Genomic DNA, 12891 nt, shown 5'->3' with positions numbered 1-12891 from the left:
CTCCGGGTTGCACCCCACACAGGTTTGGCGCTGTATCAATCAAGGGCTCCACGACTCTGATTGACGACGGTCGCCTCAACGGGAGGACACGCCATGGCACCTCAGCGATTCCAGGAGCAGTTCGAGCAGATGCAGCGCTCCATGCCGGACGTCCCCCTGGCGATGGGACCGGACGACTCCGCCGAGTTCGTCTACGAGAAGGGAGTCGTCCTCGCCCGCGACGGCGAGGAGGCCCGCCTCGTCGAGGACCGCGTGCGGGAGCACTTCACCGCGTTCACCGGCCTGACCGCCGACCACGTGCGCCGCGCGGGCCCGGAGACCAACCGCTCCGGCATCACCCGTATCCAGGTCGGCGACCCCGGCCACGGCGACCGGCGCGGCGACCGCGCCGTGGCGGGCGCCCTGCGCGCGCTCCGGGAGGCCGAGGGACGCGCCGGACGGCGCCTGGTCAGCCGCAACCACGTCGTGTCGATCGCGGTCAACTGCTGCCCCGGCGACGAACCCGTGCCCGCCCCGATCACCGGCGCGCCCAACCCGGCGCTCGTGGACGGCATTTATGACGCGGACACCGCCATCGGAGTCCTCGTCGTCGACACCGGCCTGATGCGCGACTACCGCTCCTACCCGCCGCTGGCCCGCGCCCAGGGCGACGCCCAGCTCAACGAGTGCGACGACCAGGGGATCCTCCAGCAGTACGTCGGCCACGGCACGTTCATCGCCGGACTCGTCGCCGCCGTCGCACCCAACACGGACATCACGGTCCGCAACACCCTCAACGACGCGGGCGCCATCCTCGAGTCCGAGTTCGGCGAGAAGCTCTTCGAGTCCGTCGACGCGAACGGCTGGCCGGACGTCATGAGCCTCTCCGCGGGCACCTCCAACGGCCGTACGGACGGCCTGCTGGGCGTCGACGCCTTCATGCAGGAATTGCGCGACCAGCGCACCCTGCTGGTCGCCGCGGCCGGCAACAACGCCAGCGCCACGCCCTTCTGGCCCGCCGCCTACGCCTCCCTGCCCGAGTACGAGAACGCCGTCCTGTCGGTCGGCGCGCTGCGCGGCGACGGCGAGTACGGCGCCTGCTTCAGCAACCACGGCTCCTGGGTCAAGGCCTACGCCCCCGGCGAGCGCCTCACCAGCGCCCTCACCGGCTTCGACGCACCCGTCCCGTACGTGTACCAGCACTCCACGTACGACGCCTGCCGGTTCGGCTTCGCCTACTCCTGCACCTGCCAGTCCCCGCGTCACACCGGCGTGCTGACCGAGGAGCGGGAGACCACCACGGCCAAGCCGGACCAGGTCATGTTCGAGGGCTTCGCGCACTGGAGCGGCACCTCGTTCGCCACCCCCGTCGTGGCCGGCATGATCGCCGCCCACATGACCGCGCACAAGGAGACCGACCCGCGCGCCGCCCGCACCCAACTCCTCTCCGGGAACACCGAGTTCGCCGAGGTGCGAGGAGCGCACGTACCGGCGCTCCGTCCGGCCACCTGGCGCCCGGTCCCCGTCGTTCAGCTCACTCCTCCGGCATGACGGCCGGAACCGTCCCCTCCGCGGCGTACGATGACTTGCCGTACACGAGGGGTGGGGCTGTGGACCGTGCAGATGTCGGCGCGTTGGTCCGGTCCGCCGTCGACGGGGACGCGGCGGCCTGGAAGGCGCTCGTGGAAGGGCTGAGCCCACTGGTGTGGTCCGTCGTGCGCGCACACCGGCTGTCCGACGCCGACGGCCACGAGGTGTACCAGACCGTGTGGTTCCGCTTCGCCCAGCATCTAGGGCGCATCCGCGAACCCGAGAAGGCCGGGTCCTGGCTGGCGAGCACCGCACGGCACGAGAGCCTGAAGGTGCTCAAGAGCCTGAGGCGGCTGACCGTCACGAGCGATCCCGAGGTGCTCGACCGGATCAGCGAGGACCGTACGCCGGAGCAGTCGCTGCTGGACTCGGAGGAGGCGGCCGCCGAGAGCGAGCGCATCCGGCGGCTGTGGCAGGAGTTCGAGGAACTCGGAGACCGCTGTCGGCAGTTGCTGCGCGTCCTGATGGCCTCGCCGCCGCCCAGCTACCAGGAGGTGTCCGCCGCGCTGGGCATCGCCGTGGGCAGCATCGGGCCGCTGCGCCAGCGCTGTCTGCGCCGCCTGCGGGCCCGACTCGACGCACGGGGTGCACTGTGAACGACGACGCCATGAACGACGAAGTTCCCTTGGACGACGAGGAGTTCGACGCCGGACTGCTGGAGGAGGAGCTCCGCCGGGCCGCCGTCATCCTGGACCCGCTCCCGGCGGAGCTGCGGCAGATCGCGGTCGAGGCCTACGCGTTGCACGATCTCGACGCCCGGATCGCCGAGCTGACCTTCGACTCGGTGGTGGACGCCATCCCGGTGCGGGGAGCCGGGGACGTGCCCCGGATGCTGACCTTCCGGGCGGGCGAGGTGACCGTCGACGTAGAGGTGACCGCACAAGGGCTGATGGGGCAGGTGCTGCCGCCGCAGCCCGCCCGGATCGAGGTGCTCAGCGGCCCGCAGTCGGCCGCCCCGCTGCTGGCCGACGACATGGGCCGCTTCACCACCGACGCACCGCTGTCCGGCCCGTTCGCGCTGCGCCTGCGGACCGGCGGGGAGGTCGTCGTCACGGAGTGGCTGCGGGCCTGAACTACCAGATGCAGGGCAGGGTCCGCGGCCCGCGGATCATCGTCCGGCGCCGCCACTCGATCGCCTCCACGGTGAACGCGCCGGCGACCGCCCGCCGCAGCCGGTTGTGGTCGGGCTGGTCGGCGAACGTGAGCGAGCCCGGCCGGGCTTGAAGGGCGGGGCAAGCCGGGTCACTTGACGTGTGGTGACCTCCGCACGGCCGAACCGCGGATCGTTGGTGATCATCCTGACGTCGTCGTAGCGGGTGGCCGGCCACGCCCAGCCCTCGCCGTCCCGTCCAGGTCAGGGTGGTGGTCTCCTCGGTCATGCCCCAACTCCTCACCGCGCCCCGGCCGCCGGTCGTGCGGGAGTGCTCCAGCCGAGGTCACCCGGCCACGGCGTCGACCAGGGCAGCCAGGGCTTCCGCGAGCCGGGTGAGCCCGGGCCCGGCGGGGCCGCCCGGCTCGGTCATGTACGTGTCCCGGCGGATCTCCACCATCAGGGCGCCGACCCTCGGCTCGGTCCCGTGGAACTCCAGCGGGACGTACGTCCCGCTGAACGGGCTGTCGAGCCCGGTCTCCCCGCACGCGGCGAACGCCTTCCGCGCCGCGGCCAACAGCTCGGGCGGCGTGTGGAAGGCGTCGGTGCCGAGACAGACCGGCGGGCGCGGGCCCTCGCCGTGCAGCTCGTAGGGCAGCCGGGCGGTCGGGTAGGAGTGGACGTCGATGATCACGGCCCGCCCGGTGGCGGCGAGCCGGTCGGCGACCGCCGCGGACATCGCGCGCGCGTACGGCCGGAAGTACCGCTGGACCAACGGCTCGGGATCGGTATCGGCGGGCCGCAGCTCGGCCAGGTGCGTGGTCCGGGTGTACACGGCGCCCATCCCCACGGCGAGCATCTCCTCCCGCTCGTCCGGAAACCGCTCCGGATCGACGACCAGCCGCGACAGCCGGTTGACGAACCGCCAGGGCGTCACGCCGGACAACTCGGCCGCGACGTCGGCGAGTTTTGCCGTGTGCGCGTCGGTGATGTGATCGAGCTCCCGCTCCAGCGCCGCGTCGTCCAGCACGATGCCCGCACGGACGGCGGACGGTACCTCCCGTGCGGAGTGCGGCACATGGAGGATCACGGGGGAGCGGGCGGCGCCGGGAAGCAGCTCGAAGGAGGACGGGGCGTCGGTCATGAGGCTGCTCCGGGGGCGTTGTCAGTGGGGTGCGGCATGATCAAGGTGCCATATCGAACAGCAAGGGGCAGGGGAGCACCATGCCGATCAGCAACCAGCAGGTGACCGCGTACCCGTTTCTGCGCGCCATGTACGAGGACGACTACTACCCCGACCACGTGGTGGACCGAGGCAGGGAGATCCTGCTGAGGCTGTGCGAGCGCATCGAGACCGAGCACCCTGCCGACCTGGCCGCGCTGTACGTCCTGACCCAGGCCGCCACCGACGAGTTCAACGACCTGGAGGGCGAGTTCGACGCCGCGGGCAGCGAGATCGAGACGGTGGCCCGCGAGGAGATAGCCGAGAACTTCTGGTTCGTGGCCAGCGCCTACGGATTCGTGGACGCGGACGTGGAGGAACTGATCGCCACCCGGGACTGGTGAACGGACGGACGTTGTCATGCCGTCCCCCCAGCCTCGGAGCGTGACCGTGCACGAGCTCTCCCGGACCGACGCCCGCCGTATCGCCGTGCGTGCCCAGCTGCTCGACGCCGCACGGCCGGCCGGGCTGCTCGACGTCGTACGCCGGCTGACCCTGCTGCAGATCGACCCGACCGCCGCCGTCGCGCCCACCGCCGACCTCGTGGCGTGGAGCCGGCTCGGATCCTCGGCGTACGCACCGGCCGACCTGACCGCCGCGCTGCGGGACCGGACGCTGCTGGAGCTCCAGGCGATGATCCGGCCCGCCGAGGATCTCGCGCTGTACCGCGCCGAGATGGCCGAGTGGCCCGAGCGGGGGACGCCCTCCTCGTGGCGGGAGTACCACGGCAAGTGGGTGGCCGCCAACGACGCCTGCCGCCGGGACATCCTCGACCGGCTCGGCGCCTCGGGGCCGCTGCCCTCCCGCGAGCTCCCGGACACCTGCGAGCTGCCGTGGCGGTCGAGCGGGTGGACCAACAACCGCAACGTCACCAAGCTCCTGGAGCTCATGGTGCAGCGCGGCGAGGTCGCCGTCGCGGGACGGCGCAACGGCGACCGGCTGTGGGACCTGGCCGCACGGGTCTGTCCCGGCACCCCGGCGGTCCCGGTGACGGAGGCGCTGCGCGTCCGCGACGAGCGGCGGCTGCGCGCCCTCGGCATCGCCCGAGCCCGGGGACCGGAGTGCCCGGTCGAACCGGCGGACGTCGGCGAGGCCGGCGAACCCGCCGTCGTCGAGGGCGTGCGGGGCAAGTGGCGTGTCGATCCAGCCCAGTTGGGGCAGCCGTTCGAGGGGCGGGCGGCCCTGCTGTCGCCCTTCGACCGGCTGATCCACGATCGCAGGCGCACCCTCGAACTCTTCGGGTTCGAGTACCAGCTGGAGATGTACAAGCCGGCCGCCAAGCGCCGGTGGGGATACTTCGCACTGCCGGTACTGTACGGCGACAGGCTCGTGGGCAAGCTCGACGCCACCGCCGACCGCAAGGCCGGGATATTCAAGGTCAACGCGACACACGAGGACGAACCGTTCAGCAAGGACATGACCGCGGAGGTCGGACACGAGATAGCGGACCTGGCGCGCTGGCTCGACCTGGAGCTGATACGGCCCGAGTAGGCGGTCGACACGGCTCCGCCCCGGCCGGGCAGTGTGCCGACCGGGGCGGGATCGCTCATACGGCCCTGTCGGGCCGCTCGCGTCAGCTCAGGGACGCGAGCGCCTCGTTCCAGGTGGCCGACGGGCGCATGACCGCGGAGGCCTTCGCCGGGTCGGGCTGGTAGTAGCCGCCGATCTCGGCCGGCTGGCCCTGGACGGCGAGCAGCTCGTCGACGATCTTCTGCTCGTTGGCGGCGAGCGTCTCGGCGAGCGCGGCGAAGGCCTTGGCCAGCTCCGCGTCGTCGGTCTGCCGGGCCAGCTCCTGCGCCCAGTACAAGGACAGGAAGAAGTGGCTGCCGCGGTTGTCGATGCCGCCGACGCGACGGGTCGGGGACTTGTCCTCGTTGAGGAAGGTCGCCGTGGCGCGGTCGAGGGCGTCGGCGAGGACCTGGGCGCGGGCGTTGCCGGTGGTCTTCGCGAACTGCTCCAGGGACGGCACCAGCGCGAAGAACTCACCGAGGGAGTCCCAGCGCAGGTAGTTCTCCTTGACCAGCTGCTGGACGTGCTTCGGCGCGGAACCGCCGGCGCCCGTCTCGAACAGGCCGCCGCCCGCCATCAGCGGGACGACCGACAGCATCTTGGCGCTGGTGCCCAGCTCCAGGATCGGGAACAGGTCGGTCAGGTAGTCACGCAGCACGTTGCCGGTGACGGAGATGGTGTTCTCGCCACGGCGGATGCGCTCCACCGACAGCTTGGTGGCCTCGACCGGCGACAGGATGCGGATGTCCAGGCCCTCGGTGTCGTGCTCCGGCAGGTACTGCTTGACCTTCTCGATCAGCACGGCGTCGTGGGCGCGGTTCTCGTCCAGCCAGAACACCGCCGGGTCGCCGGTGGCGCGGGCGCGGGTGACGGCGAGCTTGACCCAGTCGCGGATCGGCGCGTCCTTGGCCTGGCAGGCGCGGAAGATGTCACCGGCGGCGACGGCCTGCTCCAGGACTACGTTCCCGGCCTGGTCGACCAGGCGGACCGTGCCCGCGGCCGGGACCTCGAAGGTCTTGTCGTGGGAGCCGTACTCCTCGGCCTTCTGCGCCATCAGACCGACGTTCGGGACCGTGCCCATCGTCGACGGGTCGAAGGCGCCGTTGGCACGGCAGTCGTCGATGACGACCTGGTAGACGCCGGAGTAGCTGGAGTCCGGCAGCACCGCGAGGGTGTCGGCCTCCTGGCCGTCCGGGCCCCACATGTGGCCGGAGGTGCGGATCATGGCCGGCATCGAGGCGTCGACGATGACGTCGGACGGCACGTGCAGGTTGGTGATGCCCTTGTCGGAGTCGACCATGGCCAGCGTCGGGCCCTCGGCGATCTCCGCCTCGAAGGACGCCTTGATCTCGGCGCCGTTCGGCAGCGTATCCAGGCCCTTGAGGATGCCGCCCAGACCGTCGTTCGGGGACAGACCGGCGGCGGCGAGGGCCGCGCCGTACTGCTCGAAGGTCTTCGGGAAGAAGGCGCGCACCACGTGGCCGAAGACGATCGGGTCGGAGACCTTCATCATCGTCGCCTTGAGGTGCACGGAGAACAGGACGCCCTCCGCCTTGGCCCGGGCGACCTGCGCCTTGAGGAACTCGTTCAGCGCGGCGACGCGCATCACGGAGGCGTCGACGACCTCGTCCTTGAGGACCGGTACGGACTCGCGCAGGACGGTGGTGGTGCCGTCCTCGGCGACCAGCTCGATGCGGAGCGCACCGTCCTCGGTGATGACCGCGGACTTCTCGGTGCTGGCGAAGTCGTTCTCGCCCATGGTCGCCACGTTCGTCTTGGACTCGGGGGTCCAGGCGCCCATGCGGTGCGGGTGGTTCTTGGCGTAGTTCTTGACCGAGGCGGGGGCGCGGCGGTCGGAGTTGCCCTCACGCAGCACCGGGTTCACCGCGGAACCCTTGATCTTGTCGTAGCGGGCCTGGATGTCCCGCTCCTCGTCGGTCTTCGGGTCGTCCGGGTAGGCCGGCAGCGCGTAGCCCTGGGCCTGCAGCTCGGCGATCGCGGCCTTGAGCTGCGGGATGGACGCCGAGACGTTCGGCAGCTTGATGATGTTGGCCTCGGGCGTCTTGGCGAGCTCACCGAGCTCGTGCAGGGCGTCCGGGATGCGCTGGTCCTCGGTCAGGTACTCCGGGAACACCGCGATGATGCGGCCGGCCAGCGAGATGTCACGGGTCTCCACAGTGACACCCGCCTGCGAGGCGTACGCCTGGACCACCGGCAGGAAGGAATACGTCGCCAGGGCCGGGGCCTCGTCAGTGTGCGTATAGATGATGGTCGAGTCAGTCACCGGGTGCTCCGCTCCACGTCTGCAACATTGCTCGACATCAAGATATCTCGTGACCGGCCCCTGCTCGACAGGGGTCCGCACAGACGTCCAGGACGCGTGCGGAATTGACGGTTCCAGGCAACCGGTCCGCGCGATTCCGCGGTCATGGAGGGAGATCGTCCACGATCGCCCACTGATCCGGCGGCCGGACCCGACCACCCGGCCGCCTGACCGAAAGCTGACCATGAGATATCGCAGCAGAGTGACGGCTCCCGCGGCCGCGCTGATCGGCACCGCCGCGGCCCTGACCCTCGCCCCGACGGCCCACGCGACCCCGGCCCACCACGGCACCCCCGGCCCCGAGACCCTCGGTGACCCCGTCTTCCCGGACCTCGGTAACGACGGCTACCGCGTCTCGGCCTACCACCTCGACTTCGCGTACGACGCCACGACCGGGCTCGTCGACGCCACCGCGACCCTGCGGATCCGCACCACCCGGGCCCTGACCCGCCTCTCCCTCGACGCCCTCGGCCTGGACGTCCACGCCGTCCGCGTCGACGGCCGTACGGCCACCTGCGAGCAGGTGGCCGAGAAGCTCCGTATCACCCCCGCCGGCACCCTGCCGGCAGGCGCCCGGGTCACCGTCTGCGTGGAGTACTCGGCCGACCCGCGCCGCGAGCTCGCGCACACCGGCTGGGTCGACACACCGGACGGGTTTGCGGTGTGCTGCCAGCCGGACTCCGCGCACACCGTCTTCCCGTGCAACGACCACCCGTCCGACAAGGCCGACTTCACCTTCCGCCTCACCGTCCCGGACGGTCTGCGCGGCGTCGCGACCGGCCTCCTCGTCCGCACCGAGATCCTCGACGGCGGCCGTACGGCGTACACCTACCGCTCCCGCGAACCGATGGCCACCGAGCTGGTGCAGATCACGGTCGGCGACTACGTGGTGAAGGACCGGCAGGGCCCGCATGGGCTGCCGCTGCGGGACGTCGTGCCGGTCACGCGGGCCGAGGCCCTCGAACCCGCCCTCGCACTCACCCCGGGGCTGGTCGCGTGGCTGGAGACGCGGCTCGGCGCCTACCCGTTCGAGACGTACGGACTGCTGCCCTGCAACTCCGACAATCCGCAGGCCTTCGACTTCACGGGCCTGGAGACCCAGACCCTCACCCTGTACAAGCCGAACTTCCTGCTCCAGGAGGAGAAGAAGATCGGCTCGCACATGATGCACGAGCTGGTCCACTCCTACTTCGGCAACAGCGTCAGCCCCGCCACCTGGGCCGACCTGTGGCTCAACGAGGGCCACGCCGACTTCTACGGGCTGCTGTACCGCTACGAGCGCGGCTGGGCCGACTCCCTGGGCCTGACCACCATGGAAGCCCGCATGAAGGACACCTACGCCAAGGGCGACCAGTGGCGTCACGACTCCGGGCCGGTCGCCGCGCCCGACGCCACGAACCTGTTCGACAGTCAGCGCTATCTGGGCGGCGTCCTCGTCCTGTACGCGCTGCGCCGGTTCGTCGGCGAGGACACCTTCCACGCGATCGAGCGGGTCTTCCTCGCCGCCGCGCATGCCCGGCCACCCCGACTGGGCGGTCACGCCGGTGAACCCGTCCCTGGCCGCCCCGCACAGCCTGCGGGGCGGGCACCACCACGGCAACTCGGCGACGCTCTGACCTCTCAGTCGTGCAGGGCGGCGGCCTGCCCGCCCTGCACGGCCTCGTCGCCGCCCACCCGCTGCTGCGGGATCGCCGTCGTCCCTTGGCGCGGCCCCTGCTGCAGGGACACCGTCCGCGTGGGCGCCGGGATCCGGATGCCCTCCTCGCGGTACCGCTTGTGCAGGCGCTTGATGAACTCGTGCTTGATCCGGTACTGGTCGCTGAACTCGCCGACGCCCAGGATGATCGTGAAGCCGATCCGGGAGTCGCCGAAGGTGTGGAAACGGACCAGCGGCTCGTGCTCCGGGACCGCGCCGGTGATCTCGGTCATCACCTCGGCGACGACCTCGCAGGTCACCCGCTCGACCTGGTCCAGGTCGCTGTCGTAGGCGACGCCCGCCTGCACCAGGATCGTCAACTGCTCCTCGGGACGCATGAAGTTGGTCATGTTCGTCTTCGCGAGCTCCCCGTTGGGGATGACGACCAGGTTGTTGGAGAGCGAACGGACCGTCGTCTGACGCCAGTTGATGTCCTCGACATAGCCCTCCTCGCCGCTGCTCAGCCGGATGTAGTCACCGGGCTGGACGGTCTTGGAGGCGAGGATGTGGATGCCCGCGAACAGGTTGGCGAGCGTGTCCTGCAGGGCCAGCGCGACCGCCAGACCGCCCACGCCCAGGGCGGTGAGCAGCGGCGCTATGGAGACGCCCAGCGTCTGCAGCACCACCAGGAAACCGATGGCCAGGACCAGGATCCGGGTGATGTTGACGAAGATCGTCGCCGACCCGGCGACCCCGGAACGGGACTGGGTGACCGTCCGCACCAGACCGGCCACCACCCGGGCCGCCGCCACCGTCACCACGAAGATCAGCAGCACGGTCAGGATCTGGTTGACGGTGTGCTGGACCGCCTTCGTCAGCGGCAGCGCCGCCCCCGCGGACGCCACGCCGCCCACCACCGCAGCCCACGGCACCACCGTCCGCAGCGCGTCCACGACGACGTCGTCGCCGCTCCAGCGGGTGCGGTCGGCGTGCTTGCGCAGCCAGCGCAGCAGCATCCGCAGCAGGAACGCCGCCACCAGGCCCGCGGCCAGCCAGATTCCGGCGATGACCAGGTCATCCACGGTGAGCGCCCGCTTCACCGGTCACCCCCGGGGAGAAAAGCGGCGGCGAACACCTTCGCCGACAGCCGCATGTGAAGTTTCGTCACGTCGTCACCTGCTCGAATTCCGGGATGTAACGTCGCGCCGACCACCCCTTGCCCCCGAGGCCGGCACGCCGGTTCATTCTGCGGTATCCCGCACAGGAGTTCGTACCAGCGCCGAGTCCGGATAGCGCCTCTCGGCCGGAGCCGCTTGACGCGGTGCGCGGTTCGGCGGCGGGCCGGCGTGCGGTGATCGCCGGCGCGTTCGACGGGACGAGGAGGCGCGGTGACGAGCGAGTTACTCGCCGTCGACCCCCGCCATCTCCCCGGCGCCCGGCGGAGGCCGACCCGCACGAGCTGTACGCCTCGGTCGTCGACGCCGGCTACCCGCGCACTCCCCGCTGGGCCTCGCCAACCCGGGCGAGACCGTACTCGCCCGGGACCCAGGCACCGGCCGCCCGTTGACCGGCGCCCTCGTCCGGCCGGACCGCCGCGCCGAACCCGCCCCGCACACCGAGGAGGTACGGCAGCCGACCGGCCTGCCCCTCGCCCCGTACTCCGCCGCGCCGAAAATGGCCTGGATCCGACGTCACCGCACCCGCGCACCCCGCCGGGCGTCATCACACGTCCCTGAACGACCCATGCCGCCCGGCCCCGGACGCGAACCGCGCCGCACCCTCCAGACTCTCCGCCGACACCTCCATGCCGTAACGGAGTTCACCCCGCATCGCCGCCGGTTCGTCCAGCCCCTCCTGGTCGAGCACGGACGCCCGGTCGGCGCGCAGACACGCCTGCGGGAACCGGGCGATCGTGGCCGCCAGTTGCTCGGCCCCGGCGCGGGCGGTGCCGGTCGGGACGACGCGGTTGGCGAGGCCGATCTCGTAGGCCTCGCGGGCCGGCACCGGCCTGCCCGTCAGGATCATGTCCAGGGCGCGGCTCGTGCCGATCAGCCGGGGCAGCCGTACCGTGCCGCCGTCGATCAGCGGAACGCCCCAGCGGCGGCAGAACACCCCGAAGACGGCGTCCTCCTCGGCGACCCGCAGGTCGCACCAGAGCGCCAGCTCGAGGCCTCCGGCCACGGCGTGCCCGGCGACCGCGGCGATCACCGGCTTGGACAGCCGCAGCCGGGTCGGCCCCATCGGACCGTCGCCGTCCTCCGTGACACGGTTGCCGCGGTCGGTGCCGAGGGCCTTGAGGTCGGCGCCCGCGCAGAACGTGCCGCCCTCGCCCCACAGCACCGCAACCCGGGCCTCCCCGTCCGCCTCGAACTCACGGAAGGCGGCGGCGAGTTCGGTGGCGGTCGGGCCGTCGACCGCGTTGCGGACCTCGGGGCGGGCGAGGACGACGGTGGTGACGTGGCCCTGGCGTTCGACTCGGACCGGCATGGCGGGGCCCCTTTCCGTGGCGTCGGACCCCGCACGCTACCCAGCGGTTCAGATGACCTTCCAGCGCACCAGCGCGCCCAGCGTCAGCGCGCCCGGCAGCAGCGGCAGCCACACCGTGATGATCCGGAAGGCCAGGACCACCGCCGTCGCCACCGCCGCCGGACCGCCCGCCGCCACCAGGGCCACCACGAGCGCCGCCTCGACCGAGCCGATCCCGCCCGGGGTGGGGACGAGGGCGACCGCGACCGTCGCGGCCAGATACGCGACCGCCATGTGCAGCGGCGGCACCGGCAGCCCCAACGCCTGCCCCACCGTGACCAGCACGGTCGCCTGCAGCGCGGGAAAGGCCAGCGAACCGCCCCACAGCGCGAGCGCCCGGGACGGGCGGGTGTGCACCGAGCGGGCCTCGCCGAGCGCGGTGCGCAGGAAGGAGATCACCGTCGCGCGCAGGCGCCGCACGACGACGAGAGTGACCGCCGCCACCAGGACGAGCGCGGCGGCGCCGAGCAGCAGCGGGCCCATCGCCCCCTCGGGGATCAGCGTGCCGAGCCGCAGCGCCTCGGGGAACGCGATGAGCAGCGCCGCCAGCAGGGTCAGGCGGCCGATCGTCTCCGCCAGCAGATAGAGCGCGAGGGCCGCCGAGGAGCGGGCGAGCGGCAGCCCGCACACCGTCATGAAGCGCAGGTTGACCGCGCTCGCACCCAGCCCGGTCGGCAGCAGATGGTTGGCCGCGCCGGCCGCGAACTGGGTGGCCAGCAGCCGGAGTTTGGGCAGACCTTCGACGACCGCGCCCTGCCGGGTGCAAGCCGCGGCGACCCAGGTCAGACAGGTGGCGCAGACCGCCGCCAGCAGCCACGGCCACTCGGCGGTGCCGAGGTGGGCGAAGCCGTCGGCGAGCACGGCGCGGTGCTGGACCGCCACCACGGCGACCAGCAGGAGCGGAAGCAGACACAGGATCTGCCGGACCGGGACGCGACGGGGGAGTCGCCCCTTGGGGACGTCGGAGGCATCGGGGAGGTGTACCGCAGTCACATCAGAAGAGGGTTTCCGCCCCG

10 protein-coding genes and 2 pseudogenes are annotated in these 12891 nt (G+C 71.7%); 6 read left to right on the top strand and 6 right to left on the bottom strand.

All coding sequences use genetic code 11. The features are described 5' to 3' along the window. Window positions 1-93: 93 nt before the first annotated feature. The 3 genes from AQJ91_RS37690 to AQJ91_RS37680 are packed head-to-tail and all read left to right on the top strand — an operon-like array spanning window position 94 to window position 2641. Window positions 94-1530 carry a S8/S53 family peptidase gene (locus AQJ91_RS37690; RefSeq protein ID WP_067031052.1) on the top strand — a complete coding sequence of 479 codons (1437 nt, stop codon included), beginning with the start codon at window positions 94-96 and terminating at the stop codon, window positions 1528-1530. Next, on the top strand, window positions 1527-2165 hold the full coding sequence (locus AQJ91_RS37685) for an RNA polymerase sigma factor (protein ID WP_079085522.1): 639 nt from the start codon (window positions 1527-1529) through the stop codon (window positions 2163-2165). The genes AQJ91_RS37690 and AQJ91_RS37685 overlap by 4 nt, the downstream gene beginning before the upstream one ends. An 11-nt stretch (window positions 2166-2176) precedes the next feature. Beyond that, window positions 2177-2641 (top strand): hypothetical protein, encoded by a 465-nt coding sequence (locus AQJ91_RS37680; RefSeq protein WP_107122642.1) that lies wholly within the window; start codon window positions 2177-2179, stop codon window positions 2639-2641. A gap of 61 nt (window positions 2642-2702) precedes the next feature. Here AQJ91_RS37680 and AQJ91_RS50845 read toward each other — a convergent pair. Together AQJ91_RS50845 and AQJ91_RS37675 are read right to left on the bottom strand one after the other, a co-directional pair. Continuing rightward, a pseudogene (locus AQJ91_RS50845) lies at window positions 2703-2911 on the bottom strand (cytochrome P450); the annotation flags it as partial. A gap of 94 nt (window positions 2912-3005) precedes the next feature. After that, window positions 3006-3803: an N-formylglutamate amidohydrolase gene (locus AQJ91_RS37675; RefSeq protein ID WP_067031039.1), complete on the bottom strand. Its 798-nt coding sequence runs from the start codon at window positions 3801-3803 to the stop codon at window positions 3006-3008. An 80-nt stretch (window positions 3804-3883) separates the two neighbouring features. Between AQJ91_RS37675 and AQJ91_RS37670 the strand changes: the two genes are divergently transcribed. Continuing rightward, window positions 3884-4225, top strand: a complete 342-nt coding sequence (locus AQJ91_RS37670) for a DUF5713 family protein (protein ID WP_067031036.1) — start codon at window positions 3884-3886, stop codon at window positions 4223-4225. 40 nt (window positions 4226-4265) lie between these two features. Further along, window positions 4266-5372: a DNA glycosylase AlkZ-like family protein gene (locus AQJ91_RS37665; RefSeq protein WP_234383279.1), complete on the top strand. Its 1107-nt coding sequence runs from the start codon at window positions 4266-4268 to the stop codon at window positions 5370-5372. A gap of 82 nt (window positions 5373-5454) precedes the next feature. Here the strand turns inward: AQJ91_RS37665 and AQJ91_RS37660 are convergent, their stop codons facing one another. Continuing rightward, the gene (locus AQJ91_RS37660) at window positions 5455-7674 is read right to left on the bottom strand and encodes an NADP-dependent isocitrate dehydrogenase (RefSeq protein ID WP_067031030.1); all 2220 of its coding nucleotides are present in this window, start codon (window positions 7672-7674) and stop codon (window positions 5455-5457) included. Window positions 7675-7897: 223 nt separating this feature from the next. Between AQJ91_RS37660 and AQJ91_RS37655 the strand changes: the two are divergent. Continuing rightward, a pseudogene (locus AQJ91_RS37655) lies at window positions 7898-9329 on the top strand (M1 family metallopeptidase). Window positions 9330-9333: 4 nt separating this feature from the next. Here AQJ91_RS37655 and AQJ91_RS37650 read toward each other — a convergent pair. The 3 genes from AQJ91_RS37650 to AQJ91_RS37640 form a co-directional block, all read right to left on the bottom strand. After that, entirely contained in the window at window positions 9334-10449 is a 1116-nt protein-coding gene (locus AQJ91_RS37650; RefSeq protein ID WP_067031027.1) for a mechanosensitive ion channel family protein, read from the bottom strand. A 622-nt stretch (window positions 10450-11071) separates the two neighbouring features. Continuing rightward, window positions 11072-11836: a crotonase/enoyl-CoA hydratase family protein gene (locus AQJ91_RS37645; RefSeq protein WP_067031024.1), complete on the bottom strand. Its 765-nt coding sequence runs from the start codon at window positions 11834-11836 to the stop codon at window positions 11072-11074. A gap of 48 nt (window positions 11837-11884) precedes the next feature. Beyond that, complete coding sequence (locus AQJ91_RS37640; protein ID WP_407696985.1) at window positions 11885-12868, bottom strand: lysylphosphatidylglycerol synthase transmembrane domain-containing protein; 984 nt, start codon at window positions 12866-12868, stop codon at window positions 11885-11887. Window positions 12869-12891 lie beyond the last annotated feature (23 nt).

The sequence above is a fragment of the Streptomyces dysideae genome, from assembly GCF_001514305.1.
GTDB classification, from domain to species: Bacteria; Actinomycetota; Actinomycetes; order Streptomycetales; family Streptomycetaceae; genus Streptomyces; species Streptomyces dysideae.
This window is presented reverse-complemented; position numbering and strand designations above follow the sequence as displayed.

Bases quoted from the DNA above. Each gene is read 5' to 3' on its own strand.
- AQJ91_RS37670 (WP_067031036.1), top strand. From the start codon at position 3,884: ATGCCGATCAGCAACCAGCAGGTGACCGCGTACCCGTTTCTGCGCGCC.
- AQJ91_RS37680 (WP_107122642.1), top strand. From the start codon at position 2,177: ATGAACGACGAAGTTCCCTTGGACGACGAGGAGTTCGACGCCGGACTG.
- AQJ91_RS37675 (WP_067031039.1), bottom strand. From the start codon at position 3,803: ATGACCGACGCCCCGTCCTCCTTCGAGCTGCTTCCCGGCGCCGCCCGC.
- AQJ91_RS37645 (WP_067031024.1), bottom strand. From the start codon at position 11,836: ATGCCGGTCCGAGTCGAACGCCAGGGCCACGTCACCACCGTCGTCCTC.
- AQJ91_RS37690 (WP_067031052.1), top strand. From the start codon at position 94: ATGGCACCTCAGCGATTCCAGGAGCAGTTCGAGCAGATGCAGCGCTCC.
- AQJ91_RS37685 (WP_079085522.1), top strand. From the start codon at position 1,527: ATGACGGCCGGAACCGTCCCCTCCGCGGCGTACGATGACTTGCCGTAC.